We start from the raw sequence: 26,795 nt of genomic DNA on the forward strand, positions 1-26,795 counted from the left end.
CGGTCGGCGAGCCGTCTCAGGGATGGCATTCTCCAAGTCCGCCGACCCCGTGAAAGGAGGCGACGCATGGCACACGCGACCAACGAACTCGTCGCTACGGACATCGAGGAATACCTGCGGCGCCACGAGCACAAGTCGATGCTGCGGTTCATCACGTGTGGCAGCGTCGACGACGGGAAGTCGACCCTGATCGGCCGGCTGCTGTACGACTCGAAGCTGGTGTTCTCCGACCAGCTCGCCGCTCTCGAGTCCGACTCGAAGAAGGTCGGGACGCAGGGCGGCGAGCTGGACTTCGCGCTCCTGGTCGACGGCCTGGCCGCCGAGCGCGAACAGGGCATCACGATCGACGTCGCCTACCGGTTCTTCTCCACCGAGCGGCGCAAGTTCATCGTCGCAGACACGCCGGGCCATGAGCAGTACACCCGCAACATGGTGACCGGCGGGTCCACAGCCCAGCTCGCGGTCATCCTGATCGACGCGCGCAAGGGCGTGCTCACCCAGACTCGCCGCCACAGCTACCTGGTCTCGCTGCTGGGTATCCGCCACGTGGTTCTGGCGGTCAACAAGCTCGACCTCGTCGACTACTCCCAGGAGGTCTTCGACGCCGTCGAGGCCGACTACCGACAGTTCGCCAGCCAGATCGGGCTAGCAGGCGACGCGATCCAGTGCATTCCGCTCTCGGCGCTGCGCGGGGACAACATCACCGAACCCAGTGCGAACACTCCCTGGTACGCCGGCCCCACCCTGGTCGGCCATCTCGAGACCATCGACATCGCCGACACCGCGCACACCGGACCGTTCCGCCTGCCGGTGCAGTGGGTCAACCGGCCGAACCTGGACTTCCGCGGGTTCGCCGGGCAGATCGCCGGCGGGGTCGTCCGCGCCGGCGACCGGCTACGCGCGCTGCCGTCCGGGCAGGAATCCACCGTCGACCGGATCGTCACCACCGACGGTGACCTCCCCGAGGCCGTCGCCGGCCAGTCGGTGACGCTGACCCTCGCCGACGAGATCGACGTCTCCCGCGGAGACGTGCTCGCTGCGGCTGACAGCCCGGCGGAGGTCGCGGACCAGTTCGAGTGCCACCTCGTCTGGATGAGCGGCGAGCCGATGCTCCCCGGCCGGCCCTACCTGCTCAAGGTCGGCGCCCGCACGGTCAACGCGACGGTCGCCCAGCCGAAGTACAAGGTGAACGTCAACACCCTGGAGCAGACGGCCACGAAGACGCTCGAACTCAACGAGATCGGCGTCGCGAACATCAACCTCGACCGGCCCGTCCCGTTCGACCCCTACGCGGTCAACCGGGACATGGGCGGGTTCATCCTCATCGACAAGTTCACCCACGCCACCGTCGCCGCTGGCCTGCTGCACTTCGCGTTGCGCCGGTCGCACAACATCCACTGGCAGGCCGTCGAGGTGAACAAGCAGGTCCGTGCCCGGCGAAAGGGCCAGCGACCGGCGGTAGTCTGGTTCACTGGCCTGTCCGGCGCCGGCAAGTCCACCATCGCGAACCTGGTCGAGAAGCGGCTCCACGAGCTGGGCCACCACACCTACCTGCTCGACGGCGACAACGTCCGCCACGGACTGAACAAGGACCTGGGCTTCACGGAGGCCGACCGGGTCGAGAACATCCGCCGGATCGCCGAGGTCGCCAGGCTCATGGCCGACGCCGGACTGATCGTGCTGGCGTCGTTCATCTCGCCGTTCCGGGCCGAACGCCAGCTCGCCCGCGACCTGCTCGACGACGGCGAGTTCATCGAGGTCTTCGTCGACACACCGCTTGCGGTCGCCGAATCCCGCGACCGCAAGGGTCTCTACGCCAAAGCGCGCCGTGGCGAGCTGACGAACTTCACCGGCATCGACTCGCCTTACGAAGCACCAGTCAACCCCGAAATCCATCTCGACGCCACCGGTATCATCTCCGCCAGCGACAGCGCGGAGCGAGTTGTCACCTACCTCCGGGAACGCGCTTTCCTCGTTCCACCCGTGGAATAGGTGTGACGTGACGTCCCGATGTTCGTGCGTGCTGGCGGGCGGTGTTTCGCCGCTCAGCACGCACGATGCCAGCGTCAGGCGCCGGCTTGTATCACCCGGTCCGCGGGCCATGACGTTCACCTACCACCAACCATTCGGACGGCGAAATGGACGACCATAGCCTCGCCGCGTGGCTCGCGGAGCAGGCCGGAAATCACCTTCTCGCGATCCGCGCGCAGGGCGGCAAAGAGGGTGACCGGCAGTCGAACGAGCTGCTCCTGCGCCTGTTGACGGACGCCCGGCCTGACGACGCCGTCCTGTCCGAAGAAGGCGCGGACGATCTCGCGCGCCTCGACCGGGATCGGGTGTGGATCATCGATCCGCTCGACGGAACCCGCGAATACGGCGAGCCGCCCCGGGACGACTGGGCGGTCCATGTCGCCCTCGCGGTCGGAGGCCAGCCGACAGTTGGCGCCGTCGCGTTGCCCGCTCAGAGGCTCGTCCTGCACACCGGCACGCCGGTCATACTCGCGCCTCGAGGTCCGGGGGCGCTGCGTCTCGTCGTCTCACGCACCCGTCCACCCGCCTGCGTGGATCTACTCGTCTCGCGGCTGGATGCCGAGCTGCTCCCCATGGGGTCGGCCGGCGCCAAGGCTATGGCCGTCGTCCGCGGCAACGCCGACGTCTACGCCCACTCCGGTGGCCAGTACGAGTGGGACTCCTGCGCACCGGTCGCCGTTGCCGCCTCCGCCGGACTGCACGTCTCGCGGCTTGACGGGAGCCCGCTGCGCTACAACCAGCACAATCCGTATCTCCCCGATCTGCTGATCTGTCATCCGGAGATCGCTGACGAAATCGTCGGTGCGCTTGCGGGCGTCTGACCACCGCACGCGCGAGAACCACCGAGACGCCGCACCGGCCGCCGACCGAGTGCGGCCCCCGAGATGCCACACCGGTATTTCGCCTGAGTCTGGAGGTTAGCGGCCGATGCATTTCATCTACCACTATCCGGAGACCAACGGCACCGAGCGCGACATGCTTGATGCTGGCGGACTGCGGCAGGTGGCGTCCGCTGCCGAGAAAGCAGGATTTCACGGCTTCTGCCTGAGCGAACATCCCGCTCCCAGCGCCGGATGGCTCGCCAGCGGAGGACATCAAAGCCTTGACCCCTTCGTCGCTCTGGGCTTCGTCGTGGCGGTGACCACGCGGCTGCGGCTGCACACCAATCTCTCGGTCGCGCCGTATCGCAACCCGTTCCTGCTCGCGAAGGCCGCGGCGACCGTCGACAAGGTCTCCGACGGGCGGATCGTACTCGGGCTCGGTACCGGCTACATGAGGTCAGAGTTCTTCGCGCTCGGCGTGGACATCGAAGAGCGCAACACCCTGTTCGGCCACAGGGTCGCACGCCACCCGAACATCGGTCTCTGGTCGACGGCCGGTTTCGTCGGATCTCGACGTCCTTCATGAGAATCCACGAGGAAGAGCGATCACGATGACTATTCAAGAAACTGAGCAGACCCGGCCAGTTCTGGCCACGCCGTCGCAGATCCTGGCCGAGGACACCCTGCTGGAGATCCTCGAGGACGCCCGGCTCAAGCGCCTGCGGGCCGAACTGCGCGACCAGCTCGCGGCGACACCACGCGGCCAGTCGCCGTCAGGCGCGGCCACCCTCGACGAAGCGATCTCCCAGTGGTCCAACTCGCTGATCATGGCCGAGACCGCGAACTTCCTGCCGGCGCCATCCCAGCTCTGGGTCACGGACGACACCCCCCGGGAATGGCTAGGCCACACCCTGCCCGGCGTCGGAACGTCTGGCGACAATCCGGACGCGATCTATCGCATTGCCTCCGTGGACGGAGCCCGGCGCTTCGAGGTCCTCGGCCGGTTCGACCCGGACCGCCGACCCGCGCAGCTCAACATCGAGTTGCACCGCGGCACCAAGGTCACCCCGCCGCACATGGTCAACAATACCGACCTGACCCCCCTCGCCAGCATCACCGACCGCCACCTCCAGATCGCGGCGGACGGATCTTTCCGTATCACCATCGGCCCGAAGGAGGAAAGCCCCGTCCACCTGCTCTCGGCGCCAGGTCTTCTCTCCCTCGGGTCCCGGGACATGCTCGCCGACTGGAACCAGCGCCCGTCCTGGATGGACCTGCGCCCGCTTGACGACCAGGAATCCGCCCCCTTCGACATCGCGGCGGTCAAGCAGGCGGTATACCGCGACCTACCGAACTACCTCTTGTTCTGGGCGAACTTTCCGAACGTTTGGTTCGGCGGTCTGCAGGGCAACCGGATCAGCCCCGGGCACACCCGCACAGGCAGCATGGCTGGCTTCACCGTGGCGCTCAGCTGGAACCTGCGCCCGGGCGAGGCGATCGCCGTAACGACGGACCCTGTCGGCGCGGCCTACACCGGCTTCCAACTCATGGATCCGTGGATGATCGGAGCCAACGCCAAAGAGCACCAGGTCTCGCTCAACCTGGCTCAGACCATGCCGAACCCCGACGGCACCTTCACCTTCGTTCTCGCCCACGAAGACCCCGGAGTCGCCAACTGGCTCGACACCACCGGCCTCGCCGAGGGTCTGGGGCTCATCCGGTGGCAGGCGACACCGCCCGGCGCGTCGATCGACCCGGCCGCGCTCGTACGCGACTTCCAGGTGATCCCCCTCACGGCCCTGGACAGCCTCGATCTTCCCCGGGTCAATCCTGAACAGCGGGCAGCCCAGCTTGCGGCCCGAGCCGCCGAATATCACTCCCGCACGCTCTAGCTGTCCACAAGATCGCCGATGGTGAGGAATACCGTCGGCGTGGCCCCGCCGAGCCGGCCCGAGGACAGACGGGCATAGATTCAGGCTGTGCCAATACGTGATCTTGCCTACACGGTGTATGCCCGTCGGCTCCGCGCGTCGCTCAAGGGAGCTGAGCTACCGAGGCACGTCGGCCTGATCATGGACGGCAACCGCCGCTGGGCCCGCCAGATGGGGATGGCCAATCCCAGCCTCGGCCACAAGTTCGGCGCCGACCATGTCGAGGACGTGCTGTCGTGGTGTGAGGCGGCCGGGATCAAGCACGTGACTGTCTTCGTCTGCTCCACCGAGAACCTGGCCCACCGCGAGGATGCCGAGATCGCGTTCCTCATGCGGGTCATCGAGCAGGTTGTCTCCGACAAGATCGCGACTCCCGATCCGGCGTGGCAGATGCACATCGCGGGGTTGCTCGACGCGCTGCCGGACAGCACGGCTCGCGCGCTCAAGAACGCCGAGGAGATCACCCGATCCTGTTCGACGGGGGCGCACGTCACCCTCGCCGTGGGGTACGGCGGCCGGCAGGAGGTCGTCGACGCGTTCCGGGCCCTCCTGCACGAGCAGGCCGAGACGGGCGGCTCGCTGGCCGACCTGGCCGAGACCCTCACCGCCGAGGATGTCGCCCGCCACCTCTACACGGCCGGCCAGCCCGACCCCGACCTGGTCATCCGCACTAGCGGCGAGCAGCGCATGTCGAACTTCCTGCTCTGGCAGAGCGCGTATTCCGAGCTGTATTTCTGCGAGGCGTACTGGCCCGCGTTCCGCGAGATCGACTTCCTGCGGGCGCTGCGCAGCTACGCCGCCCGTGGCCGCCGCCACGGCGCCTGACCCGGTGCTTTCCGACGGCCTGCCAGCTCTGCCGCCGGCTCGCCGCCCGGTGCAGCCACCGGTGCGCGAAACCACCAGGTGGGCCACGGCGCCCGACGGCCGACGGGGAAGAACAAGGCTCACGCTCGTCAAAGCCCCCCGACGACTCCCTGCAAAGCGGACTCCGTGACGGATCATCCCGCCGACACCCAGAGAACCTCAAGGTCTCGACGATGAATACCGCAGGTCTCGGATAACAGCACTCCACCAGCCAACGGAGATTCTGTGGATTCTCGTCGGGCATGATCACTTCTCGCAGATGATGTCCTCGATCTGTCCCGTGGGACAAGTCGGTGAGAAACGGCTCGGCGTGTGTCTGTCCGTTCCGGTGAGCTCGGCAGGTCGGAGCGGACCGTGCAGCGATGGGTGGCTGCCTACCGCGAGGCCGGTGACGCGGGCCTGCTCGACACCCGACGGGTGAAGGGCCGCGGGAGCACCGCGGACCCGAGATTGGAGGAAAGCTGCTTGCTGGTGGCCGTCGAGCAGGTAAATGTCTCCGTCTCTAACTTGCTTGTTCACCCTCAAGCGTTTCGCCGGCCCAGTCCTTCCCGTCAGCGGGAGGCGTCGAGCGCGGCGATCGCCTGGGTGAAGCGGGCGGCGTGGCCGGTCTCCTCCCGACCGCTGATCCGCAGGAGCCGGGCGACCTCGGGGTCGGCCTCCGCGTCCGCCCAGCGCTGGTAGTCAACATCGCCCGCGCGTTCCCCCTCGATGACCGCGGCCAGCAACGCCGCGTCGACCACCGCCGGGGCCTCGACCGGATATCCGGCGTCCATGTCCGGGGTGGGCTCGAACGGCCTGCCGGTCTTGATGGTCAGAGCACGGCGTACCCGGCCGGCGTGGCCCAGCTCTTCCCGGGCGTTGCGGCGGACGAGTTCGGCCGCCTCGCCGTCACCGATCCGGTCTGCCAGGCGCTCGTAGAGGTTGGCGGCCGTCCGCTCCAGCTTGTAGAGGATCTCCAGGTCCGGCACGCCCAGGTGATCGAGCGCCGCCAGGGCCATCGCCGCCGACCGGAAGTCCAGGTCGTTCACCGTCTTCGTCGCCTCCTCGGAGCGGGATCGGTCCACCGGAGTGCCCGACGCCGGTGGGCCCGACGCGCAGACCGGCGGACGGACTGTCAGCGTGCACGACTGTAAGGACGCATCCGCGCGGACGTGCGACTCCGGCGGCCTTCCGTCCCACCTGGGCGGCCAGATCTCGTCGGGAGGCTTGTCGCTCGGCCGGTGGCGGCGTTCTCAACCAGGTGGAGGCGGGCCGACGCGGTACTGGCGGCCGGTGTTCCGGTCAGGCGTTCGAATAACGGTACTGTGTCAGCCAAATGAATCTTTGTAGTTCTCGACGGACATGGCCGTTTCTCGCAGATGATGTCCTCGACCTTTCCCATGGGAAAAATCGTTGAGAAGGCGTGTAGCGTGCCAGAACTCAATTCTGGGGCGTGGTCTGCGGTTTCGCCGTTCGATCAGGCGGCGCGGTGGTACTCGTTGATTATGCCCGCGAGGACCGTGTGGCGGCGGATCGGGCCGTCGAGGGGTGTGACGGTCGCCGGGTCGTGGTTCGGTGGGCGCTGGCCGCGTCCTTGGTGGGGTCAATGATCGTTGAGTGGCGGGCGTACTCCTCAAGCACGACGGTGGCGTGGCGCTCGCCGTAGAGGAAGGATCCGATCGGTGCGCTCCTGGCGGACGGAGCGGACGAACCGTTCCGCGTAGCGGTTCGCCTGTGGTATCCGCGGGGGAGTGCGCACGACTTGGACGCATTCGGAGGCGAACACGTCGTCGAAGGCCTGGGGGTATTTCGTGTCCCGGTCGAGGATCAGGAATCGGAAGCGGCCGAGGCATCCGTCGAGGTCCATGGCCAGGTGGCGTGCCTTGTTGGGTGACCCAGGCCGCGGTCGGGGGGTGACGCCGAGGATGTGGACGCGCCGGGTCTGGATCTCCATGGCGAACACGGCGTAGAGCCGGCGTAGCGCGATGGTGTCCAGGTGGAAGAAGTCGGTCGCCACCAGGCCGGCGGCCGTTCACGTACGGCTCGACGGTGACGTGGTTTCCCGTCGCCACGGGCTCGACGGCCAGCTCAAAACCAATCCGGTCCACGTCCACGACGTATCCGCGAAGATCATCGCGACCGTCAACGGCTGCCTGGGTCCTCCTTGACCCCCTTCCTGCCTCAGTCCGTGCTTCGACGGCCGGCCGGCCGAGGTGGCGGCTTCACCTCCGCGGCCTTAGTCAGCTCGAGTTCGGCCCGCAGCCGTGCGTTCTCGGTCTCCAGCTCGAGCACCTTGGCGATCCCGGCGAGATTCAGTCCGGCTGCGAGTAGATGCCCGATCCGTTGAAGCCGGGCCAGGTCGTCGCTGCTGTAGCGGCGGGTCCCGCCGTCGGTGCGGGCCGGCTCGAGCAGCCCGCGCCGCTCATACAGGCGCAGGCTCTGCGGGTCCATCCCGACCAGATCGGCAGCCACCGAGATCCCGTACACCCCCTGAGCTGGGTCGACATCGGACGGGCTCACGGGGCGCCTCCAGGGACTCCCCCGGACGGCCGACCGGGGTCTTGCCTCAGTCTGTCACCGGTGCTATATAAAAATCTAGGTCAGCCACCACAGATAAGTGGATGACCCAACGCTCTGATCTACAAGATCGTGATCGTGGAGGTGGAGTTCCGATGTTGGTGCGCACCGACCCGTTCAGGGAGCTGGACCGGCTGAGCCAGCAGGTGCTCGGCACCCTGGGCACGGTGGCCCGGCCGACCGGGATGCCGATCGACGCCTGGCGCGAGGGCGAGGAGTTCGTGGCGGAGTTCGACCTGCCCGGGGTGGACCCCGCCACCGTGGATCTGGACGTCGAGCGCAACGTGCTGACCGTGCGGGCGGAACGTCCGGCTCTGAAGGGGAACGGCGAGGTCCTGGTCGCCGAGCGACCCCGCGGTGTGTTCAGCCGCCAGTTGATCCTGGGCGACAACCTGGACACGGAGAAGATCACCGCCAGCTACCACGCCGGCGTGCTGACCCTGCGGATCCCGGTCGCCGAGAAGGCCAAGCCCCGGAAGATCGCGATCGAGACGTCCAGCGACGACCGCCGGGCCATCCACGCCTGACACGGCGCCGGACCGATGACGAACCCGCAGGGGGCGGCTCCGGTCCGGCCGGTCGAGGCGCAGCTGGCCGATCTGATCTGCTCCGACCCCGACCTGCTGCGCGCCGAGTTCGACGCGATCATCTCGGCCGCGTGGGACAGCGACATTCCGCCGGGCGGGCCGGGGCAGCCATCCGTGCCAGGACCAGCGGCGCCGGGACCACCGCCGACCGCGGACCGTTCCTTCCCTCACCCACCCGGACCGCCGGCAGCCCGACGGCTGCGACGGCGAGCCGGGCAGCGGGCGCCGCCTGGCAGCCCGACCCTCGACACCGACCCAGCGGCACGGCGAAGGGAGACACAGCCGCTCAGGGCTCCCCAAGGAATCTCGATCAGCACGTCGGTTCACACGCCGGCCTGGCCCCCACCGGGGGCCAGACCGGCCGCCCGATCGGGTCAGATGGGGGACCCGTGCATGACCACCGACCAAGACCTCTACCTGGTGCTCGGGGTCGACCCCTCGACCTCGGCCAGCCAGATCAGGCGCGCCTACCGCACGCTGATGCGCCGCCATCACCCGGACACCCGCATGCCTGCGCGACAGGCCGCGCAAACCAACCCCGATCACGAACACGACACGGCTCTACGGCGGTCGTCGCCGCCTACGCCGTGCCGCGCGACCCCAGCCAGCGAGTCGACTACGACGCCCGCCGTGCCGAACGCGCCCGGCACGATCAGTCTCTCCGTGCGCGCGAGGATTCCGAGCCAGCCCGCCGGGCCACCCGGTAGAGTGCCAGAGCTGGATCACCGATCTTGACCTGGGCTTTTATGCGACTCGTTCGTATTCGTTGATCAAGACGCCGAGGGTGGGCCGGCGCCTGATCCGTTCGGTGGTCAGGTCGGCGATGGGATGGCCGGGCCGTGGCGGTCGAAGATCACGGCTGCGGTGGGGTCATCGCCCGTTGTAGTGGCCCGCATAGTCGGCTAGGACCGTCCGCAGGTGCCGGTCACTGAGGATCAGCATGCGGTCGGTGACTTCCTCTTCGCCGGCGCCGACGCGTTGGCCGCACTTGGAGATCCGCGCCGCTACCGGCGTCCCCGAGCTGGCTCCACGAGGCCGGCGACCTCCTGCTCTCGGCTACCACGCGGGCTCGGATCTTGCGCAGGGACCTGTTCCAGGGGCCCACTGAAGCCGAGCCGGTGCACTTCGGCCGCATCGACCTCGATGGTCTCGATGCGCGAAAATCAACCGGTTCCTCGATGGTCGCCGGCGCGCTGTCGAAGTAGGCCCTGAGCTTCCTATCGCCGCCTGCTTAGGCGCTCGCGGCCGGGCGGCGGTCAACCGACGTACTGGCGGTAGACGCCGGTCGCGAACCAGGACTGCAGCCCCGGCGAGATCCAGGCCAGCAGGTATGGCTCGCACAGGTTCAGTGCGTAGGCGTCGGCGAAGAACTCGATCCACTGCGGCTGGGCGTCCGGTGCGAGCAGCGTGATGCTGGCGCCGAGGCCGAGGTGGGTGGCGGCGGTCGTGAAGGGGCCCAGGCAGAGCGAGACCGTCAGGGGCGGTTCGTCGTCCCACGCCCAGTTGTGCATCGCGGCCGCCTGTCCGACGAGACGCAGCACGTTCCAGTGGCTCGGTGGTGCGACGGCGCCGCTGCGGCCGTGGAATCCCTCGGTCAGGCTGGTGAACGTCGCGTCCGAGAAGGTCAGCGTGTGGGTCGCGGCCTCGTACGTGCCCTTCCCCAGTGTCGCGCCGTTGCCGCGGACGAGGGTGCAGTTCTGCAGGACGCGGCGGTCGGCGGCCGGGAGTTTGGTGAACGCGTCGCAGACCTGGACCAGTTCACCCGCCGTCCACGCGCACCCGCCCGCGGTGGTGACCGCCTTGACCTTGTAGCGGTCGCGCAGGAGCTGCGTCGACGTCTCGACCGAGGGCGGCACCGCGAGGGCGGGGGCCACGTTCTCGCACTCGATCCACAGGGACCGGTTGGCGAAGAACGTGAAACGCACGAGCAGCGGTCGGTCGCGGCTCGGAACGGCGACCGAGACGTTGACGGCCAGTGCGAACTGCGAATCGCAGTCCGTGAAGACCGTCGCGGCGGCGTTGTACAGCCAGGTGTACTCCCAGAACGAGATCCCACCGGTGCTGTCATGCAGCGTGACCCCAGTGAACCCGAGCTCACGCAGCGCGGCGACCGCCCGGGGCAGCGACCGCATGACGCGGTCGCCACCTCGCCGGCCGCGGACGACGGTGACGCCGTCCGGCAGCATGAGGATCGTGCAGGCACCGGACGACACCCGGCGCAGGGTGCGGACGGGCGGCGTCACGACGACGGCCAGCAGGGTGGCGAGAGTCTCGCGTTCGCGCAGGAAGATCGCCTTCAACTCGGCGAAGACGGTGGGGGCTGGCAGCCCGCCGCCGGGCGGGCTCAGCCGCGGTGTCGCCTCGCTCTTGAACAACTCCGCCACCCACCACAGGACCGCCCGCTCGATCCGGGCGTCCCAATACCCGGTGAGCGTGTCGAACAGCGCGCGCAGCTGCGTTATCAGCGTGGATGCCGACACGCGCAGGCTGTCGACGGCCTTCTGGTCAGTCGAACGCACGGCGGTGAGCGCGTTACAGAGGCCGTCCAACGCTCCCAGCAGGGTCTGCAGCGGGCCGGCCAGTCCGGTCATCGCGAGCCGGGTGCCGCCGCGGGTGATGCGGTACCCGCCCTGGCGGAACCAGGTCAACAGCTGGTGCGACACGTATTCCATCGCGCCCGGGTCGTTGAGGAAGTACGAGTAGGCGTCCGCGAAGAACTCGATCGGCTTGGCTGCCCAGTTGTGCCACGCGTAGATCGTGAACGGCTGGACCTGCAGCGCCTCCACCTGGGCGCCGAACAGGGCAAGGGCCCCACCGTCCTGCCCGCCCGGCACCCTGTACCAGTTCTCCACGACGTGGCCGATCTCATGGAGAATCACGAAATGGCTATAGGGAACGGCGTCATCGCCGGACCCGACGAATCCGTTGAGATCAGCGAACGCGCCGTTCAGGATCGTGAACGAATGGTTCACGGTGTCGTAGTAGCCCCGGTGCTGCGCCGCGTCCGGCCGGTCGATCTGTGAGCTACCCGACCGCACCAGCTCCAGGTCCACCAGCGCGCCGCGGTCCGCGAGCGGGATCTTGGCGAACGCCGCCTGGATCTCCAGCAGCTCCTCGACGGTCCACACGGCGCCCTGCTCGGACACGGCACGCAGCTGGTAGGTACGGCGCAGCGATTCCTTAAGCACCTGCAGGGTGGCGCCGGTCGGGCGCGCGCGCAGCGCGATCCGCGACTCGCAGGTGAGGAACAGGGCCCGGTCCTCGGTGAGCACCAGGCGCAGGTAGAGCTTGCGATCCCCGGCCGCGATCTCGACGTTGCAGCACAACTGGGGAACCGTGTAGGCGAATTCCACGAAGAGGCGGATGGCCGCGCCGCACAGCCAGGACTGTTCCTGCGGCGGGAGGTCGGCGATACCGGTCAGGCCCAGGAAGGTAACGCCCAACGTGCGTAGCTGGACGATGGACGCGGTGAAGCCGTACAGGTCGATCCGCACGTGGGGTTCGGTCGACAGGTAGAGCTTGTTCGTGCCGAGGTCGATGACGCACGCGTGCCTTGCGAGGGTGGTGAACGGCACGCCCGGGAAGCCCTGCCGCGGGTTCCCGAAGTTCACCGGCGGCACGCGCTGCGCCAGCAGCCTCATGGCACCCGCCTGCTCGGCGCAGACGGCGGCGATCTCGTTGCGGCCGGGAACAGCCCGCGGGGGGACGGCGGGTGGCGCGAACAAGACGCGCAGCTCACGCCGCAGCATCGCGCTGATCATGCGAAGCCCGGTGAGCTCGATCCCGTCGTAGCCGATCGCCTTGAGGGTGCCATCGTCGAGCTTCTCGATGCCGCCGGCCCGCACCTGCACGTCACGAATCAGGCGCCGCAGCCTGGTGAGGATCGTATCCAGCGCGCGCTGCGTGGGCTCTGCGACGAAAGCATCGACCAGCGCCGCGATCGCCATGAGTTCCGCACGCTGCTCCTCGTTCATTGCCAGCCTCCCCGCATCCGGCCCCGCCCCAGAACACGGGAAAGGCTAGTCCCGCCAGGTGATCTCACGGGGCCAGTTGGCGAGAATGGACCCGAAACGGCCCGCTCCGAGCATGAGCGAGCCACCACTGTCAGGCTGGCCCCGGTCGTGATCGAACGGGCGGCACGCGGCAGAACCGGAGAATTCCGGACAGGCTGCGGCACACAGGCGACGCGCACACCGCGTTCCCAGTAATACGCGGCCAGCACGTGAGTAAGCGTCGTCCTGCCCGAAGCGTGGGCGCCTTCGACCACGACAACCAGACAGTCGCGCAGCATCAGCGAGCTCCTTCAGCGAAGGATCGGCACCGGGGCCGCGAGGCCGCGCTCACGCGGACGGCCACGGGACCGTTCTCGATCCTGCGCGCCTCGCCCGCCCGCCCGGCGGGACGGCGGTGGCATCGGCGTCCATCGACGACCTCGCACCCCACGAACCGCAGCAACCGCAACGCGTGCGTCAACGAGCTGCCGAACTTCCCCGCTTCCAACGACGACACGTACGACTGCCCGACTCCCATTGCCTCCGCCGCCGCCACCTGCGTTACCCAGCCGCGGACCGGTAGTGCCTGATGGCCGCTCCAAGATCCCGCGCCGCGATCACCTGGTACTCGCCAATCGGTATCACCATAAATCAATACTAGGCCGATATCGGCAGATGGTGATATCACCAGTCGTGCATATCGCGGCGAGGGAGTATCCCGTGACCGGTGTTTCCGGCAGTTTTGATCAGTAGGTCTCGGCGGACGGCCAGCGGTCACGGAAAGTGATCGCCATGGCGTCGATCACGGGCTTCCAGCGGACTGCCCACCGGGCGCGGCCGGTCCCGGTCGGGTCCAGGCTGCGGGTGACAAGGTACAGGCATTTCAGCGCGGCCTGGTCTGACGGGAAATGCCCGCGGGCGCGGACCGCGCGGCGGTAGCGGGCGTTCAGCGACTCGATGGCGTTTGTGGAGCACAGGACCCGCCGTATCTCGGCGTCGTAGTCGAGGAACGGTATGAACTCCTCCCAGGCGTTCCGCCACAGCCGGATCACCGCGCGGTACTGCTTTCCCCAGGTTTCCTCGAACTCGTCGAGCGCGACGGCCGCGGCTTGCGGGGTCGGAGCGGTGTAGATAGGCCGCAGGTCGCGTTTGATGGCGTCGTGGTCGCGCCTGGAGGTCAGGCGGAAGGTGTTGCGGATCAGATGAATGATGCAGGTTTGGACGGTGGTGGCGGGCCAGACGTTCTCGACGACCTCGGGCAGCCCTTTCAGCCCGTCGCAGACGAGGAAGAACACGTCGCCGACGCCCCGGTTGCGCAGGTCGGTGAGCACGGACATCCAAAACTTGGCGCCCTCGCCCCCGGTCCCGGCCCACAGGCCCAGGACGTCCTTGTGGCCGTCGATGGTGACCCCGATCGCGGCGTAGACGGGCCGGTTGCCGACCTGCCCGTCCCGGATCTTCACGACGACAGCGTCGATGAAGATCGCCACGTAGACGCGATCGAGTGGACGAGAGGCCCATTCATTCATCTCGGCGAGCACCGTGTCGGTGATCCGTGAGATGGTCTCCCTCGACACCGACGCCCCGTAGATCTCCTCGAAATGCGCCGAGATCTCCCCTGTCGTCAGCCCCTTCGCATACAGCGACAGCACGATCTCGTCGACACCCGAGAGACGCCGCTGCCGCTTCTTCACGATCTGCGGCTCGAACGTCCCTTCCCGGTCCCGCGGAACGGCGATCTCCACCTCGCCAGCCGCCTCGGAAACCACTGTCTTCGACCGGCTGCCGTTCCGCACGTTCGTCGATTCCCGCTCGACCGGGGCGCGGTTCTTCTCATGGCCGAGGTGCTCGGTCATCTCCTCGGCCAACGCCGTTTCCAACACACTCTTGGTAAACAGCTTCAACAGACCGTCCGGCCCGGTCAGCGCCAGCCCCCGCGCCTTCGCGTCCGCGATCATCGCCGCGGCGGCCGCCTGCTCCGGCGACAGCTGCCGCCCCACATCCCGATCTTTCCTGCGAGGGGTCATATCACCCGATGTCATCACTCACAGTGCCCATCCCGCCGGACCCGAGGCCCGGCGTGTCGGGCCGGAAACACCGATCTTGAAGCACTCCCCGCGGCGACCAATTTCGCCGAGTGAGGACCAGCGGAGCGACCATCACGACACGGCGGTCCCGACAGTCCCTCCCGCTGCCTGGCGAGAGCGCCAGGGGGAGTGTCCGGGTCCGGCCCGATGTCCAGGTCGCCAGTGACGTGGGAGTGTCCTGGATGCGTGTGTCGGCTCCTCCGACGATGGCGTGGTGGACCTGGTGTTCGGCGGGCATGCCGTGCATCCCGGAGAGCTGGAGGCGGGGGCGGGGCGGGTTTTGTCCGTCACTCGGTGATCAGGTGGGCGTTGGTGAAGACGGCGGGCTCGTCCATGAGCATCTCGAGGCGTTCGGTGGGTGGCGGTGCGAGGATCGCCTTGACCTGGCTGCGGATTGCCGGGTCCGATTGGTTGGTGGTCCGGCTGATCGTCGTCGTCAGTCTTTGCGTGCGTAGGTGTGCGAGCTCGGCTCGCTGCCGGAGGTAGGCGGAGCGTGCGGCGGGATCCGTCGGTGGGTCGAGGGGATCGTCGATGTTCATGGCAGGCCTCTCTGAGTAGCCTTGAACAGCTGGGCATCCGAGGACCCACGTGGTACGGCGGTGGCAGGCCTGGATCCGCAACCCGCAGGTGAGGTCTGACAGGTCTGACCAGGCCAGCCGCATTGACCGAGGTCCGTTGACCGCGGTGCCGTGTCCGGGCGCTAGATCATCGATCACGCGTGGGGTGGTGCGCGGAGCAGTCGCTGCTCGCCGGGTCTGGAGGGCGGGGTTGATGGGTCGTCGGTTTAACACGGCTGGGCCGTGTCTGCCGGCGGACCATTTCATGATCCCGGCGTTGTCCCGGTTGCCGGAGGCGCCTCGGCTTGTGGATCTCAAGGCGTACTTCGTCGTGCATGCGCCTCGTCAGACGGGAAGACGACTGCGCTGCGTGCACTCGCGAGCGAGTTGACGGCCCAGGGCCGCTATGCGGCGGTGATGTTCTCGTGTGAGGCTGCCAGGGCGGCCGGTGACGACTACGGTGCCCCACCCTCGGCATTCTTGAGCGGATCAAGGAAGCTGCGCGGTGGCAGCTGCCGGAGGAGCTGCGGCCGCCGGCGTGGCCGGACGCGCCGGCGGCGACCCGGCTTGGTACGGGGCTGACCGCGTGGGCGCAGGTGTGTCCTCGCCCGTTGGTTCTGTTTTTTGATGAGATTGACGCATTGCGCGGCCAGTCGCTCATCAGCGTTCTAAGTCAGCTCCGTGACGGTTACAACAGCCGGTCGGCCCCGCTGGTGTTCGACCGTCATCGACAGTGCTGGGAGCTGCCAGGAGGGAGCATCGACCCAGGTGAAACAGCGCGGCAGGCGGCGGTACGCGAGCTACACGAGGAATCCGGCTGTCGGGTCGAGCAGCTGATCTTCGCCGGCTTCGCGCAGTTCCTCCTGGGGCCCGAGCAGCGCGTCGAGTATGCGGCGGTGTACGCCGGACACGCCGCATCGAGCGACCGATTCACCCCTAACGACGAGATAGCCGCGATCACCTGGTGGGACGGCACCGAGCCGCTCGCGGGTCGCATGCAGCCTCTTGACGTGTGCTTGGGACGGCTGGCGCGAGCTGTGATCGTCCGCGGCTGAGAACTGGCTGGGGGACTGGCCGTACGGCCGTTGGCGGTAGCGATGATCTAGGCGCCACCCGGCCGGCTTCCCGCCGCCGCGCCCTATCCGCGTCCTGGTGGCTACGCTCCGTCTACCAGTGCTGGTCGGCGAGTAGCAGTGTGGCGAGCGGTTCGAGGGTGGTCACGAGCTCGTCGAGCTCGTCGGGCCCGAGGCTCTCGTACGGTTTCGCGGCGAGGTCGTCGGTGAGCGCCTCGACCCGCTGCTTGATGGCGCGGCCCGTTTCGCTCAGCCAACCGTCATCTCCGATCAGGTTGCGAGCGCGCATCCCGTCGATCACGGCGGCGAGCTGCGCTGGGGGGAGGTGGTGGATCCGTCCGAACTTCTCCGCGGGCATGCCTATGCCGAGGGCGTGGAGGACGTGAGCCTCCAGGCCGCCGACACCTTCGATCATCAGGGCGGCGATGTGCCCGTCGCCACGGTGCTCGCGCAGCATGGAAGCTGCATGGAAGAGACGAGCCACCACGTCATCGGGGATCGGGATCGCGCGCAGCGCGGCGTACATGGGCCGGCCCTCGAACGGTGCGCTGGTCGCAGCCCGCAGCAACAGTTCGGCGGCCCGTGCGAAGGCGGGCGAGTCGACGTGATCGCCGAGGATCCGCCGCAACGCCTTCACGCAACCCATCTGACGAGCGGCGATCGCCGCTTCGGGCGTGGTCGTGTCCCACACCTTCGGGATGTGGCGGGCGACCTCGCCGGGAGCGAAGTTGTAGAAGAGCGCGTCCACCACCTCCGCCGGGACGAGACCCAGAGGCGCCGCCCGTCCGGCGAAGTAGGTATCCCAGTAGTTGGTGAACCCCAGGGCGAACATCGCCTCATTGGGTTCGTCGGCTGCGTAGGGGATGACACCGATCGGCTCGACCAGCTCGAACATCCGGCGTGCCATCGAGTTCATGGTCCTGATCCTCCTGCTGCCCAGCGCATCGTGCGGACACTCACGATCACTTAGACGTTTGACCCCCGCGAAACTCATCGATGGGCGTGTGGCTTCGTAAGTGGCAACGGGATCTGGCGCCGATCTTGTGGTTGAAGCGACGCCAGGTTGATCAAAAGTTGACGGCTGACTGCGATCATCGGGCTGGTGTGACCTCCTTGGCCTTGGGTCGTGCTGCCGCACCTCGCGGACGTCGTCGTCGAGGGCGTCGAGCGTGCAGTCAGGGGAAAGTAGCTCAGCGTAGCCGCTTGATCCCGGGATCTTGTCGGTAAACGGTCGTCTGTCGACACCGGCGGGCGGCCACCCATAGAGCCTTCGCGCGGCGTCGATAACCCGCGTCGAAATTCAATGTCGACAAACGCCCTGGCCGGTGGCTGTCGGCGCCGGGTTGATCGACTACGCGTGATCGCGGACCAGAATCTCGACCACTAGGTTGACGCGCTGCTGCCTACCAGTGTGACTGGCAGACGAGAGGGCGGGCGGCTTGTGAGCTCGCGGGTGACGATGGCCGGTTACGAGCGAGGCTCGAGGTCATAGGGCGCCGAGCGCGGTGAGGACCAGGATCTTCAACGCGAGAGCGCCGGCGAACGCGGTCCCGCCGCGCAGGACCGCGTTCGCCGGGTGGGCGCCGGCGCGCCGCTCCAGGTAGCCGGCGACCAGCGCCACGCAGACGGACGCGGTGACGCACAACGCCGCTACGAGGATCTTGGCTGTCATCGGGTCGGTGTACATCCGGCGCTCCTTCAGTCCAGTCGCTCGGATCGGCGACAGTCCTGACGGTGGGGCGTCCAAACTGGGGTTTTCGTTGTGCCGGAATGTGACCGGAACGATCGGCTTTGTTCACCATTGGGGCAGACTGTCCGGTGGTTCCGGTACCGGAAGTGCACCGGAACAGGAACGGGGGTTCCTATGGCGGCGAGTGAGCCGAGTCTGGCTGTCAGGGAGATGTGCGCGATCCTGGGTCGGCTGCGCAACAGCGCGGGTCTAACCGATCCGCAGCTCGCTGAGCGGTGCGGGTACAGCGTCAGCCAGCTCAACGCGATCCGCAACGCCAAGATCGTTAATCCTCCGCCGGATGAGAAGATCGAGCGGTGGGTGCGGCCTGCACCGCCAACGAGGGCGCGGCGGATTTCGCCTTGGCGGAGATCCGAGAGCTGATCGCCGTTCATGAGCGCCACCGCGATCTGGCAAAGATCACCGTCGGCTTGCGGCTCCCCACCGACAGGAAGCCTCTAGGCATGGATCGACCCGGGCCGGCGCGGCTGATCGGGCTGTGGCGGCATGGCCGGGCCGCGTCGATCAACAGCGGCGTGAACCGCTGCACCCACCGGAAGATCGTGACGTGATCGACGTCGAGGCCGCGTTCGGCCAGCAGTTCCTCGACGTCGCGGTACGACAGGGCGAACGGTAGGTACCAGCGGACACCCAGAACGATCACGTCGGGCGGGAAGCGGAACCCGGCAAACTCCGAGGCCGGAACCACAGGTCGTACACGCCGACGATGCACTACTCGATCATGCCTGAGCGGATGGCCCGACCGCTGTGCCCCGCCACGCAACAAAGCCGTGCGAGGTCACCAGCCCAGCGCGCTCCTCCGAAACTTCCCTTCTACAGGAGCAGATTGAAAATCCGGCTGGCTCGGGCCCACTCCTCGGTACCAGGGTTGCGCACGTCCGGCTCCAGGATCGTGAAGGCCTCGGCGAGCGCGAGGCTCAGCCCACCGGCGATGAGAGGCAGCCGGGCGGATGTGTCCTCGCTCAGGGCGATCTCGAGCGGAGGCCGGGCGGCGATCTGCTCCAGGATGGGGCTCAGCTCGATCTCCTCATCGAGACTCCGGAAGCGGTGGATGCTCTCCTGAAGGCCCTTGGTGATCGGTAGATCCCATGGCTCGATAACATCACGAAGATTCGCCTTCGCCGTCGCCCGCGCGATCACCAGCAGGTCGTACAACTTGTCGTTGACGAACTCGTTGTGCCGCTTCAGGTCGTTCTTGTCGACGTCCAGTCCCGCGGCGGTCCGGAAAAACCGTTCGAACCTACTGACGCCCATGACCGGCATGTTTAGCATCCCCCGATCTTCCCGTGATGCGAGGCCGGTACGCGGTGACCCGCACCGCCGTCTCGCATCCGCTTCAGCGTGGACATACCTCTATCTAGAATCGGCATTGCCCGCCGAGTGATCCGTACACGTCCCAGACGCCGGCCGCTCCGGGTCCACGGGACGGAGGGGTTCGTTCCGGAAGCCCGGCAATGTACGACCAAGGGCATCGGTGCCCGCTACCTGCGCAGACGGAGCCTCGATTCTCTCCGCTCCCGGACAACGCAAATCCATTTGACCAGGTCAGAGGTTTGTGCGCGGTGGACCCTGTGTGCCAGCATCCGAACCGCTTCGGCGACGCGCAGCCCACCAACCAGTCGGCGAGATCAGAACGGGACAACCGCCGCGCGCCCCAGAGACGGACAAGTCGAACGACAAGCTCAGGCGGCGAGGCCGTGGCGGGCGGGGGCCTTCTCGTAGTTCACGACCAGCTCCCCGTCGTGGGCGTCGATGCGCACGACACCGCCTTCGGAGACCTCGCCGCGGATGAGCGCACGCCCGACCTGGGTTTCGACCTCGTGGGAGATGTATCGGCGTAGCGGGCGGGCGCCGAACACCGGATCGAATCCCTTCTCGGCGATCAGCCGGCGGCCGGCCTCGGCCAGCTCCAGGCTGATCTGCCGTTCGGCGAGCCGGTGGCGCAGCTCCTCGAACTGCAGGCCGACGATCCGCTCGATCTGCGGCAGGGCCAGCGGCCGGAACAGGACGATGTCGTCGATCCGGTTGAGGAACTCCGGGCGGAAGTGCCCCCGCAGCTCCGCCATCACCCGGGCCTCGGCCTCGGGCCTGATCTGGCCGTTCGCGTCCACCCCGTCGAGCAGGTACTGCGAGCCGATGTTCGAGGTCATGATGATGACGGTGTTGCGGAAGTCGACCCGATGCCCCTGGGCGTCGGTGATCCGGCCGTCATCCAGGATCTGCAGCAGGACGTTGAACACATCCGCGTGCGCCTTCTCGATCTCGTCGAAGAGCACCACCGAGTAGGGCTTGCGCCGGACGGCCTCGGTGAGCTGGCCGCCTTCCTCGTATCCCACGTAGCCGGGGGGAGCGCCGACCAGCCGGCTGACGGTGTGCCGCTCCTGGTATTCGCTCATGTCGAGGCGGATCATGTGCTCCTCGGTGTCGAAGAGCGCCACTGCCAGGGTCTTCGCCAGCTCCGTCTTCCCGACACCGGTCGGGCCGAGGAACACGAAGGAGCCGATGGGCCGGCGGGGGTCCCGGATCCCGGACCGGGCCCGGATGATCGCGTCGGCGACGAGCGTGACGGCCTCGTCCTGGCCGACGACTCGTTCCCGGAGGATCTCGTCCAGCCGCAGCAGCTTGTCCCGCTCGGTTTCCTTGAGCCGGGTGACCGGGATACCGGTCCAGACCGCGACGATCTCGGCGATCTCGTCCTCGGTGACGACCTCGCGCAGCAGCCGGTGCTCGCCCTGCTTGGCGGCGAGCTGTTCCTCCTCGGTGGCAAGGCGCCGTTCCAGCTCGCCCAGCCGGCCGTAGCGCAGTTCGGCGGCCCGCTCGAGGTCGTAGGCCCGTTCGGCCTCCTCGGCTTCGCGGCGGACGCGTTCGAGCTCCCCGCGCAGCTCCTGGACTCGGCGGATCGCCTGGCGTTCGGCCTCCCATTGGGCGCGCATCGCGTCCGCCTCGGCGCGCACGTCGGCGAGCTCCCGGCGCAGCTGATCCAGTCGCGCCTGGCTGGCCGGGTCGGTCTCCTTGGCCAGGGCCGCCTCCTCGATCTCCAGCCGGGTCACCCGGCGGCTGGTCTCGTCCAGCTCGGCGGGCATCGAGTCGATCTCGGTCCGTAGCCGGGCGCAGGCCTCGTCGACCAGGTCGATCGCCTTGTCGGGCAGGAACCGGTCGGTGATGTAGCGGTGGCTCAACGTCGCCGCGGCGACGAGCGCGCGGTCCTGGATCTTCACTCCGTGGAAGACCTCGAACCGCTCGCGCAGTCCGCGCAGGATCGAGATGGTGTCCTCCACGCTCGGCTCGTCCACCATCACCGGTTGGAATCGCCGTTCCAACGCGGCGTCGGACTCGACGCGCTTGCGGTACTCGTCCAGCGTGGTCGCGCCGATCATGTGCAGCTCGCCGCGGGCGAGCATCGGCTTGAGCATGTTCCCGGCGTCCATGGCCCCCTCGGCGGCGCCGGCGCCGACCACGGTGTGCAGCTCGTCGACGAACAGCAGGACCCGCCCCTCGGCGGCCTTCACCTCGGTCAGCACGGCCTTGAGCCGTTCCTCGAACTCGCCGCGGTACTTCGCTCCCGCCACCAGCGAGCTCAGGTCCAACGCGAAGACGGTCTTGTCGCGCAGGCCCTCCGGCACGTCCCGGCGGACGATCCGCTGAGCCAGGCCCTCCACGATCGCGGTCTTCCCGACGCCCGGATCCCCCAGCAGCACCGGGTTGTTCTTCGACTTGCGGCTGAGGATCTGGATCACTCGGCGGATCTCCGTGTCCCGGCCGATGACCGGGTCGAGACTGCCGGTCCGGGCCAGCTCGACGAGGTCCCGGCCGTACTTCTCCAGCGCCTCGTAGGCGGCCTCCGGGGTTGCGGAGGTGACCCGCTGGTGGCCGCGGATCCGGGTGAGCGCGGCCAGGAAGGACTCTCTGGTGACGCCATGCTCATGCAGCCGCTGGCCGGCGGCGGTGGCGGTGCCCTCCTCGGTCAACGCGAGCAGCAGGTGCTCCACCGACACGTACTCGTCCTTCAGCCGCCCCGCCTCGCGTTCGGCCGCGTCCAGCAGCCGGGCCAACCGCTGGGTCACGAACACCTGCCCGGGCGCGGCTCCTGGACCGGTCACCTTCGGGCGCCGGGCCAGGTCGGCCTCCAGCTGCGTGCTGAGGGCGGCGACATCGGCCCCGGCCTCGTTGAGCAGCCGTGGAATCAGCCCGTCGGGCGCCGCCAGCAGGGCGGCCAGCAGGTGCTCGCCGTCGACCTCGGTGTGCCCGAGCGCGGTCGCCTTGGCCTGGGCCGCGGCCAGCGCCTCCTGGGACTTCTGGGTCAGGCGGTTCATGTCCATAGTCGTCCGCTCCTCGCGTTGCTGGCTTCCCGGCTGGCTTCCAGCGCCGACCGCACCCGCGGGGCCGTGCTGCCCCCGAGGGCGGATTCCAGCGCGTCGATGCGGTCGAGCAGATCGAGCACGAGGCCGATGGCGGCGTAGTTCAGGCAGAGACCGGCCCGTAGCCGCTGGATCCGGGCGATCGTCGCCGGAGTGTCCGGCGGGAACCACAGCGTGCCGGCGGCGTCGCGGGACGTGTCCAGCAGGCTGAGCGCGGCGAACCGGCGGACCAGTTCGGGATGCAGCCCGGCCCGGTCGGCGACCGTCTCCAGGGTGAGCCAGGTGGCGACGCCGAACCGTGGGGCCTCGCTTCTCGCGCCTACGGTGCCGCGGCGCGGGCGGCGGACCGGCGTCAGTGGGTAGCGGCGGGAGGCCTCGGGCCGGGACGCCCCACCCTGCGGCTGGGAACGGGTGCTCATCTTCGCCTCCTTACCGTTGCCCGGACCAGGTCCCGCCGTGGGTCACCGCCGTGGTCGCGTCCGGCCACCGGGTCTCGATCGCGTTCTGGTCATGTCCTGCGTCTACGTCCTCGGGTCGAACGTGGAGATCGCCGCCAGTTCTTCGAACAGCGCGCGTTCGCGGTCGGTCAGCTTCGCCGGGACCATCACGCTGACCTCGGCATAGAGGTCACCAGGGGAGCCCCTCGGGTTGGGCATGCCCTCACCGCGCAGGCGCAGCCGCCGGCCGGACGACGAGCCTGCCGGGACGTGCACCTTGACCTCGCCGCCCGGAGTGGCGACGGGGACGGTCGCACCGAGCGCCGCCTCCCAGGGCGAGACAGCCACGGTGAGGTGGATGTCCCGCCCGGACAGCCGATATCGCGGGTGCGGCACGATTCGCACCCGCAGGTACAGATCCCCGGCCGGGCCATCGCCGGTGGCACGCCCGCCCTGCCCGACCAGCCGGATCCGCTGCCCGTCCATCACTCCGGGCGGGATGGTCACGGTGTAGCCCCGCGCGCCCTCGGGGCCAGCGAGGGTGACCTGACGGCGGCCGCCCCGGTACGCCTCCTCGACGCTCAGCGCCAGCTCGGCCTCCTGATCGGCGCCGGGAATCGGACCGGTCGCCCCACGTGCGCCGCGACCCGCCCCGAAGAGGTCTCCGAACAGGTCCTCGAAGCCGCCGCCACCGCCGAAGCCCGCCTCGAAGCCCGGCGTCACCCGGACCCGCTGACCCGAGCCCCCGCGCCCGGCACCGGCGCCCCCGAAGCCGGCACCGACGCCCGCGGCCATCCGTTCCTCGTAGTCCTCGGGTATGCGCCGGAAGTCCGGCCCGAACCGGTCGTACCGGCCACGGGTCTTCGGGTCCGACAGCACCTGATAGGCGTCGTTGATCTCCTTGAAGCGCTCCTCAGCCGCCGGATCCTTGTTCACGTCCGGGTGGTAGCGGCGGGCGAGCTTCCGGTAGGCCTGCTGGATCTCCTCCGTGGTCGCCGCGCGGCTGACGCCGAGAGCCTCGTAGTAGTCCCGGGCCACGGCGTCACTCCGTGGGCTTGCTGACGGCCACGCCTACCGGGCGCAGCTGCCGTCCGGCGTCGCCGTAGCCGGGCCGGACGACGGCGACCACCGTGCCCGGCGGCTTGCCCGGCTCGTCGACGACGCTCACCACGTCATGCCTGGCCGGGTCGAAGGGCACGCCTACCTCGTCATGGCGGGGGTAGCCGAGCCGGGCCAGCACGTCGACCGCCTGGTCGCGCACGGCCCGGACGCCGGTCAGGATCGAGTCCGGATCGGCCCCGGCATGCGCCAGCGCGAGCTCGAGGTGGTCGAGCACCGGTAGCCAGGCCGTGGCCGCCCCCGTGCGCGCGGCCTCCCGTTCCCGTTCCACCTCCCGGGCGCACCACTTGCGCTGGTTGTCGAGGTCCGCGAGGGCCTGGCGCCAGCGGGCCGTGAGCTCCTCGATCCGCGCGGCGAGCGCCGCCGGCTCGTCTCGCGGGTCGGCTCCGGCCGGCTGCTCCACCCTGGCCGGCTGCTCGCCGCGACCAGGCCGCGTCTCGCTTACCGGCCGATCGGTGGCCGCCGCCGACTGGTCCGCGCCCACGGGCCGGTTCCCACGCGGATGATCATCCCCGGTTTCTGGTGATGGCCGACGGGCAGACGTCATCGCTCAGTCCTCCGCTCGCTCGCTCACCGCTCCCGTTCGCCCGTTCGCCTCGCGGGACCGCTCTGCTCGCCCGCTCCGACGCTCAGCTCCGGTCGAAATCGGCGTCGATGACGTCATCCGGGCCGCTCGACGGCGGCTGCCCGCCGCCGGCCGGGCCGTCGGGACCCGGCTGGCCACCTCCGCCCGGCTGGACGCTCGCCAACGCGTGGTAGAGCTGCTGGAGATCCGAGCTGAGTGACCGGACCCGGTCGAGCGGCGCTTCGTCCTTGACGGCCTGCCGAGCGTCGGTGATGAGCATCTCGGCGCGGGCCTTCTCGTGCGCCGGCGCGGCGTCACCGAGGTCCGCCAACCGGCGCTCGACCTGATAGGCGACCGAGTCGAGTTCGTTGCGGGCGTCGATCGCGGCGCGCAGCGCCTCGTCCTCATTCCGGTGCCGTTCGGCCTCGCTGATCATCTGCTCGACCTCGCTCTTGTCGAGTGTCGAGCTTTCCGTGATGGTGATCTTCTGCTCGGCTCCGGTGTCCTTGTCCCGCGCGGTGACGTTGAGGATGCCATTGGCATCGATGTCGAAGGTGACCTCGATCTGGGGCTCGCCGCGCGGGGCCGGCCGGATGTTCTCCAGCCGGAAGCGGCCAAGCACCCGGTTGTCCGCGGCGCGTTCCCGCTCGCCCTGCAGCACGACCACGTCGACAGCGGACTGGTTGTCCTCCGCGGTGGTGAACACCTCCGATCGCCGAACCGGGATCGTGGTGTTCCGCTCGACGATCTTCGTCATCACGCCACCGCGGGTTTCCAGGCCGAGCGACAGCGGGGTGACGTCGAGCAGCAGCACGTCCTTGACCTCGCCCTTGAGTACCCCTGCCTGGATCGAGGCCCCGAGCGCCACCACCTCGTCCGGGTTGACGCTCATGTTCGGTTCCTTGCCGCCGGTCAGCCGCCGGACCAGCGTCTGCACCGCCGGCATCCGGGTGGCGCCGCCGACCAGGATCACCTCGTCCAGGTCGTCCGGGGTGACCTTGGCGTCCTCCGTTGCCTGGTTCACCGGTCCCATGGTCCGATCCAGCAGATCGGCGGTGATCTGCTCGAACGTCGAGCGCATGACCGTGGTCGTCAGGTGCGTCGGCCCGGACGCGTCCGCGGTGATGAACGGCAGGTTGACCTGGGTCTGGGTCACCGAGCTCAGCTCGACCTTCGCCTTCTCTGCGGCTTCGAAGAGTCGCTGCAGCGCCTGTGGATCCGCACGCAGGTCGATGCCCCGGTCACGCTGGAAGTCGTCGGCCAGGTGGTCGACCAGCCGGCGGTCGAAGTCGTCCCCGCCCAGGTGGCTGTCGCCGGCGGTCGAGCGCACCTCGACCACCCCGTCGCCGACGTCGAGGACGCTCACGTCGAACGTGCCGCCGCCGAGGTCGAACACGAGCACGGTCTCGTGCTGCTTCTTGTCCAGCCCGTAGGCCAGCGCGGCCGCGGTCGGCTCGTTGATGATCCGCAGCACCTCCAGGCCGGCGATGCGGCCAGCGTCCCGGGTGGCGGTGCGCTGCGCGTCGTTGAAGTAGGCGGGCACCGTGATGACCGCTTCGGTGACCTTCTCGCCGAGCTGCTTGGCGGCGTCGTCGGCGAGCTTGCGCAGCACCAGCGCGCTGATCTCCTCCGGCGAATAGAGCTTGTCCCGTACCTTGAAGCGGACGGAGCCGCTGGGGCCGGGCACGACGTCGAAGGCGACCGCCTTACTTTCCTCGCTGATCTCGTCGTAGTGCCGCCCGACGAACCGCTTCGCCGAGGAGATCGTGCCCTTCGGGTTGAGGATCGACTGCCGCCTGGCTAACTGACCGACGAGCCGCTCCCCGCTCTCCGTGAACGCGACCACGGACGGAGTCGTCCGCGATCCCTCGGAGTTCGGGATGACCCTGGCTTCACCACCCTCCCACGCGGCGATCACCGAGTTGGTCGTGCCCAGGTCGATACCTACTGCCTTGGCCATGAACCTGCTCCTAAGCTAGGAGCGAGCGGAAACGGTCAGAAGTCGAACGAGCCACCACGGGCCGTCCAAACCATCCCGGCTAGAGATGTCCTGGCTGAGCCAGTCAG

Annotated in this window: 24 protein-coding genes and 4 pseudogenes; 11 read left to right on the forward strand and 17 right to left on the reverse strand. The window is 68.5% G+C overall.

What is annotated here, in order from left to right:
• Window positions 1-66 precede the first annotated feature (66 nt).
• The 6 genes and pseudogenes from cysN to FRCN3DRAFT_RS58115 form a co-directional block, all read left to right on the forward strand.
• Window positions 67-1,992, forward strand: a complete 1,926-nt coding sequence (cysN, locus tag FRCN3DRAFT_RS0212665) for a sulfate adenylyltransferase subunit CysN (RefSeq protein WP_007515434.1) — start codon at window positions 67-69, stop codon at window positions 1,990-1,992.
• 146 nt (window positions 1,993-2,138) lie between these two features.
• Complete coding sequence (locus FRCN3DRAFT_RS0212670; RefSeq protein WP_007515433.1) at window positions 2,139-2,852, forward strand: 3'(2'),5'-bisphosphate nucleotidase CysQ; 714 nt, start codon at window positions 2,139-2,141, stop codon at window positions 2,850-2,852.
• 106 nt (window positions 2,853-2,958) lie between these two features.
• A pseudogene (locus FRCN3DRAFT_RS44265) lies at window positions 2,959-3,360 on the forward strand (LLM class flavin-dependent oxidoreductase); the annotation flags it as partial.
• A 103-nt stretch (window positions 3,361-3,463) separates the two neighbouring features.
• A complete protein-coding gene (locus tag FRCN3DRAFT_RS0212680) occupies window positions 3,464-4,744 on the forward strand; it encodes a hypothetical protein (protein WP_007515431.1) in 1,281 nt (426 codons plus the stop codon).
• 87 nt (window positions 4,745-4,831) lie between these two features.
• Window positions 4,832-5,608 (forward strand): polyprenyl diphosphate synthase, encoded by a 777-nt coding sequence (gene uppS, locus FRCN3DRAFT_RS0212685; protein ID WP_027140521.1) that lies wholly within the window; start codon window positions 4,832-4,834, stop codon window positions 5,606-5,608.
• Between the two features lie 351 nt (window positions 5,609-5,959).
• Window positions 5,960-6,091: pseudogene (locus tag FRCN3DRAFT_RS58115) on the forward strand (helix-turn-helix domain-containing protein); the annotation flags it as partial.
• A 107-nt stretch (window positions 6,092-6,198) separates the two neighbouring features.
• Here FRCN3DRAFT_RS58115 and FRCN3DRAFT_RS0212690 read toward each other — a convergent pair.
• From FRCN3DRAFT_RS0212690 to FRCN3DRAFT_RS0212705, 3 genes are all read right to left on the reverse strand, one after another.
• Window positions 6,199-6,675 (reverse strand): ferritin family protein, encoded by a 477-nt coding sequence (locus tag FRCN3DRAFT_RS0212690; RefSeq protein ID WP_007515428.1) that lies wholly within the window; start codon window positions 6,673-6,675, stop codon window positions 6,199-6,201.
• Between the two features lie 584 nt (window positions 6,676-7,259).
• Window positions 7,260-7,643, reverse strand: a complete 384-nt coding sequence (locus FRCN3DRAFT_RS56110; RefSeq protein WP_007515427.1) for a transposase — start codon at window positions 7,641-7,643, stop codon at window positions 7,260-7,262.
• 164 nt (window positions 7,644-7,807) lie between these two features.
• On the reverse strand, window positions 7,808-8,146 hold the full coding sequence (locus FRCN3DRAFT_RS0212705) for a MerR family transcriptional regulator (RefSeq protein ID WP_007515426.1): 339 nt from the start codon (window positions 8,144-8,146) through the stop codon (window positions 7,808-7,810).
• A gap of 152 nt (window positions 8,147-8,298) precedes the next feature.
• Here FRCN3DRAFT_RS0212705 and FRCN3DRAFT_RS0212710 point away from each other — a divergent pair, with 152 nt between their 5' ends.
• The gene (locus FRCN3DRAFT_RS0212710) at window positions 8,299-8,730 is read left to right on the forward strand and encodes an Hsp20/alpha crystallin family protein (protein ID WP_007515425.1); all 432 of its coding nucleotides are present in this window, start codon (window positions 8,299-8,301) and stop codon (window positions 8,728-8,730) included.
• Window positions 8,731-9,183: 453 nt separating this feature from the next.
• Window positions 9,184-9,525, forward strand: a complete 342-nt coding sequence (locus FRCN3DRAFT_RS51360; RefSeq protein ID WP_232794024.1) for a J domain-containing protein — start codon at window positions 9,184-9,186, stop codon at window positions 9,523-9,525.
• A gap of 9 nt (window positions 9,526-9,534) precedes the next feature.
• Here the strand turns inward: FRCN3DRAFT_RS51360 and FRCN3DRAFT_RS56115 are convergent.
• Window positions 9,535-9,747: pseudogene (locus FRCN3DRAFT_RS56115) on the reverse strand (integrase core domain-containing protein); the annotation flags it as partial.
• 119 nt (window positions 9,748-9,866) lie between these two features.
• Here FRCN3DRAFT_RS56115 and FRCN3DRAFT_RS57080 point away from each other — a divergent pair.
• Window positions 9,867-9,995, forward strand: a complete 129-nt coding sequence (locus FRCN3DRAFT_RS57080; RefSeq protein WP_269799820.1) for a hypothetical protein — start codon at window positions 9,867-9,869, stop codon at window positions 9,993-9,995.
• A 51-nt stretch (window positions 9,996-10,046) separates the two neighbouring features.
• Here FRCN3DRAFT_RS57080 and FRCN3DRAFT_RS0212715 read toward each other — a convergent pair whose 3' ends face one another.
• The 4 genes from FRCN3DRAFT_RS0212715 to FRCN3DRAFT_RS0212725 form a co-directional block, all read right to left on the reverse strand.
• Window positions 10,047-12,764: a hypothetical protein gene (locus FRCN3DRAFT_RS0212715; RefSeq protein WP_007515423.1), complete on the reverse strand. Its 2,718-nt coding sequence runs from the start codon at window positions 12,762-12,764 to the stop codon at window positions 10,047-10,049.
• A 316-nt stretch (window positions 12,765-13,080) separates the two neighbouring features.
• A complete protein-coding gene (locus tag FRCN3DRAFT_RS57660; RefSeq protein WP_425343322.1) occupies window positions 13,081-13,560 on the reverse strand; it encodes a helix-turn-helix transcriptional regulator in 480 nt (159 codons plus the stop codon).
• Window positions 13,529-14,809: an IS256 family transposase gene (locus FRCN3DRAFT_RS0212720; protein WP_027140523.1), complete on the reverse strand. Its 1,281-nt coding sequence runs from the start codon at window positions 14,807-14,809 to the stop codon at window positions 13,529-13,531. Before FRCN3DRAFT_RS0212720 ends, FRCN3DRAFT_RS57660 begins: the two co-directional genes overlap by 32 nt.
• Window positions 14,810-15,156: 347 nt before the next feature.
• Entirely contained in the window at window positions 15,157-15,408 is a 252-nt protein-coding gene (locus FRCN3DRAFT_RS0212725; RefSeq protein WP_007515422.1) for a hypothetical protein, read from the reverse strand.
• A gap of 629 nt (window positions 15,409-16,037) precedes the next feature.
• Here FRCN3DRAFT_RS0212725 and FRCN3DRAFT_RS0212730 point away from each other — a divergent pair.
• Window positions 16,038-16,481: an NUDIX hydrolase gene (locus tag FRCN3DRAFT_RS0212730; protein WP_051466242.1), complete on the forward strand. Its 444-nt coding sequence runs from the start codon at window positions 16,038-16,040 to the stop codon at window positions 16,479-16,481.
• A gap of 112 nt (window positions 16,482-16,593) precedes the next feature.
• Here the strand turns inward: FRCN3DRAFT_RS0212730 and FRCN3DRAFT_RS0212735 are convergent, their stop codons facing one another.
• Together FRCN3DRAFT_RS0212735 and FRCN3DRAFT_RS0212740 are read right to left on the reverse strand one after the other, a co-directional pair.
• Window positions 16,594-17,415: an SCO6745 family protein gene (locus tag FRCN3DRAFT_RS0212735; protein WP_007515419.1), complete on the reverse strand. Its 822-nt coding sequence runs from the start codon at window positions 17,413-17,415 to the stop codon at window positions 16,594-16,596.
• A gap of 570 nt (window positions 17,416-17,985) precedes the next feature.
• Complete coding sequence (locus FRCN3DRAFT_RS0212740; protein WP_007515418.1) at window positions 17,986-18,186, reverse strand: hypothetical protein; 201 nt, start codon at window positions 18,184-18,186, stop codon at window positions 17,986-17,988.
• Window positions 18,187-18,545: 359 nt separating this feature from the next.
• Here FRCN3DRAFT_RS0212740 and FRCN3DRAFT_RS55030 point away from each other — a divergent pair, with 359 nt between their 5' ends.
• Window positions 18,546-18,800, forward strand: a complete 255-nt coding sequence (locus FRCN3DRAFT_RS55030) for a hypothetical protein (protein ID WP_198536191.1) — start codon at window positions 18,546-18,548, stop codon at window positions 18,798-18,800.
• On the opposite strand, the pseudogene FRCN3DRAFT_RS44275 reads toward FRCN3DRAFT_RS55030, so the two are convergent.
• From FRCN3DRAFT_RS44275 to dnaK, 7 genes and pseudogenes are all read right to left on the reverse strand, one after another.
• Window positions 18,755-18,937 (reverse strand): annotated as a pseudogene (locus FRCN3DRAFT_RS44275) (IS6 family transposase); the annotation flags it as partial. The gene FRCN3DRAFT_RS55030 and the pseudogene FRCN3DRAFT_RS44275 sit on opposite strands and share 46 nt — an antisense overlap.
• A gap of 125 nt (window positions 18,938-19,062) precedes the next feature.
• Window positions 19,063-19,521 (reverse strand): DUF1931 family protein, encoded by a 459-nt coding sequence (locus FRCN3DRAFT_RS0212750; protein WP_232794025.1) that lies wholly within the window; start codon window positions 19,519-19,521, stop codon window positions 19,063-19,065.
• A gap of 410 nt (window positions 19,522-19,931) precedes the next feature.
• On the reverse strand, window positions 19,932-22,568 hold the full coding sequence (gene clpB, locus FRCN3DRAFT_RS0212755; protein ID WP_007515415.1) for an ATP-dependent chaperone ClpB: 2,637 nt from the start codon (window positions 22,566-22,568) through the stop codon (window positions 19,932-19,934).
• The gene (locus tag FRCN3DRAFT_RS0212760) at window positions 22,559-23,026 is read right to left on the reverse strand and encodes a chaperone modulator CbpM (protein WP_007515413.1); all 468 of its coding nucleotides are present in this window, start codon (window positions 23,024-23,026) and stop codon (window positions 22,559-22,561) included. The genes clpB and FRCN3DRAFT_RS0212760 overlap by 10 nt, the downstream gene beginning before the upstream one ends.
• A 102-nt stretch (window positions 23,027-23,128) precedes the next feature.
• Window positions 23,129-24,082, reverse strand: a complete 954-nt coding sequence (locus FRCN3DRAFT_RS0212765) for a DnaJ C-terminal domain-containing protein (protein ID WP_007515411.1) — start codon at window positions 24,080-24,082, stop codon at window positions 23,129-23,131.
• A gap of 4 nt (window positions 24,083-24,086) precedes the next feature.
• Window positions 24,087-24,647: a nucleotide exchange factor GrpE gene (locus FRCN3DRAFT_RS0212770; protein WP_035924713.1), complete on the reverse strand. Its 561-nt coding sequence runs from the start codon at window positions 24,645-24,647 to the stop codon at window positions 24,087-24,089.
• Between the two features lie 145 nt (window positions 24,648-24,792).
• On the reverse strand, window positions 24,793-26,688 hold the full coding sequence (dnaK, locus tag FRCN3DRAFT_RS0212775; protein ID WP_007515409.1) for a molecular chaperone DnaK: 1,896 nt from the start codon (window positions 26,686-26,688) through the stop codon (window positions 24,793-24,795).
• Between the last annotated feature and the right edge of the window lie 107 nt (window positions 26,689-26,795).

This window comes from Pseudofrankia saprophytica (assembly GCF_000235425.2).
GTDB lineage: Bacteria > Actinomycetota > Actinomycetes > Frankiales > Frankiaceae > Pseudofrankia > Pseudofrankia saprophytica.

Bases quoted from the DNA above. Each gene is read 5' to 3' on its own strand.
- cysN (WP_007515434.1), top strand. From the start codon at position 67: ATGGCACACGCGACCAACGAACTCGTCGCTACGGACATCGAGGAATAC.
- FRCN3DRAFT_RS0212670 (WP_007515433.1), top strand. From the start codon at position 2,139: ATGGACGACCATAGCCTCGCCGCGTGGCTCGCGGAGCAGGCCGGAAAT.
- FRCN3DRAFT_RS0212680 (WP_007515431.1), top strand. From the start codon at position 3,464: ATGACTATTCAAGAAACTGAGCAGACCCGGCCAGTTCTGGCCACGCCG.
- FRCN3DRAFT_RS0212710 (WP_007515425.1), top strand. From the start codon at position 8,299: ATGTTGGTGCGCACCGACCCGTTCAGGGAGCTGGACCGGCTGAGCCAG.
- FRCN3DRAFT_RS51360 (WP_232794024.1), top strand. From the start codon at position 9,184: ATGACCACCGACCAAGACCTCTACCTGGTGCTCGGGGTCGACCCCTCG.
- FRCN3DRAFT_RS0212715 (WP_007515423.1), bottom strand. From the start codon at position 12,764: ATGAACGAGGAGCAGCGTGCGGAACTCATGGCGATCGCGGCGCTGGTC.
- FRCN3DRAFT_RS0212720 (WP_027140523.1), bottom strand. From the start codon at position 14,809: ATGACCCCTCGCAGGAAAGATCGGGATGTGGGGCGGCAGCTGTCGCCG.
- FRCN3DRAFT_RS0212725 (WP_007515422.1), bottom strand. From the start codon at position 15,408: ATGAACATCGACGATCCCCTCGACCCACCGACGGATCCCGCCGCACGC.
- FRCN3DRAFT_RS0212735 (WP_007515419.1), bottom strand. From the start codon at position 17,415: ATGAACTCGATGGCACGCCGGATGTTCGAGCTGGTCGAGCCGATCGGT.
- FRCN3DRAFT_RS0212740 (WP_007515418.1), bottom strand. From the start codon at position 18,186: ATGTACACCGACCCGATGACAGCCAAGATCCTCGTAGCGGCGTTGTGC.
- FRCN3DRAFT_RS0212750 (WP_232794025.1), bottom strand. From the start codon at position 19,521: ATGCTAAACATGCCGGTCATGGGCGTCAGTAGGTTCGAACGGTTTTTC.
- clpB (WP_007515415.1), bottom strand. From the start codon at position 22,568: ATGGACATGAACCGCCTGACCCAGAAGTCCCAGGAGGCGCTGGCCGCG.
- FRCN3DRAFT_RS0212760 (WP_007515413.1), bottom strand. From the start codon at position 23,026: ATGAGCACCCGTTCCCAGCCGCAGGGTGGGGCGTCCCGGCCCGAGGCC.
- dnaK (WP_007515409.1), bottom strand. From the start codon at position 26,688: ATGGCCAAGGCAGTAGGTATCGACCTGGGCACGACCAACTCGGTGATC.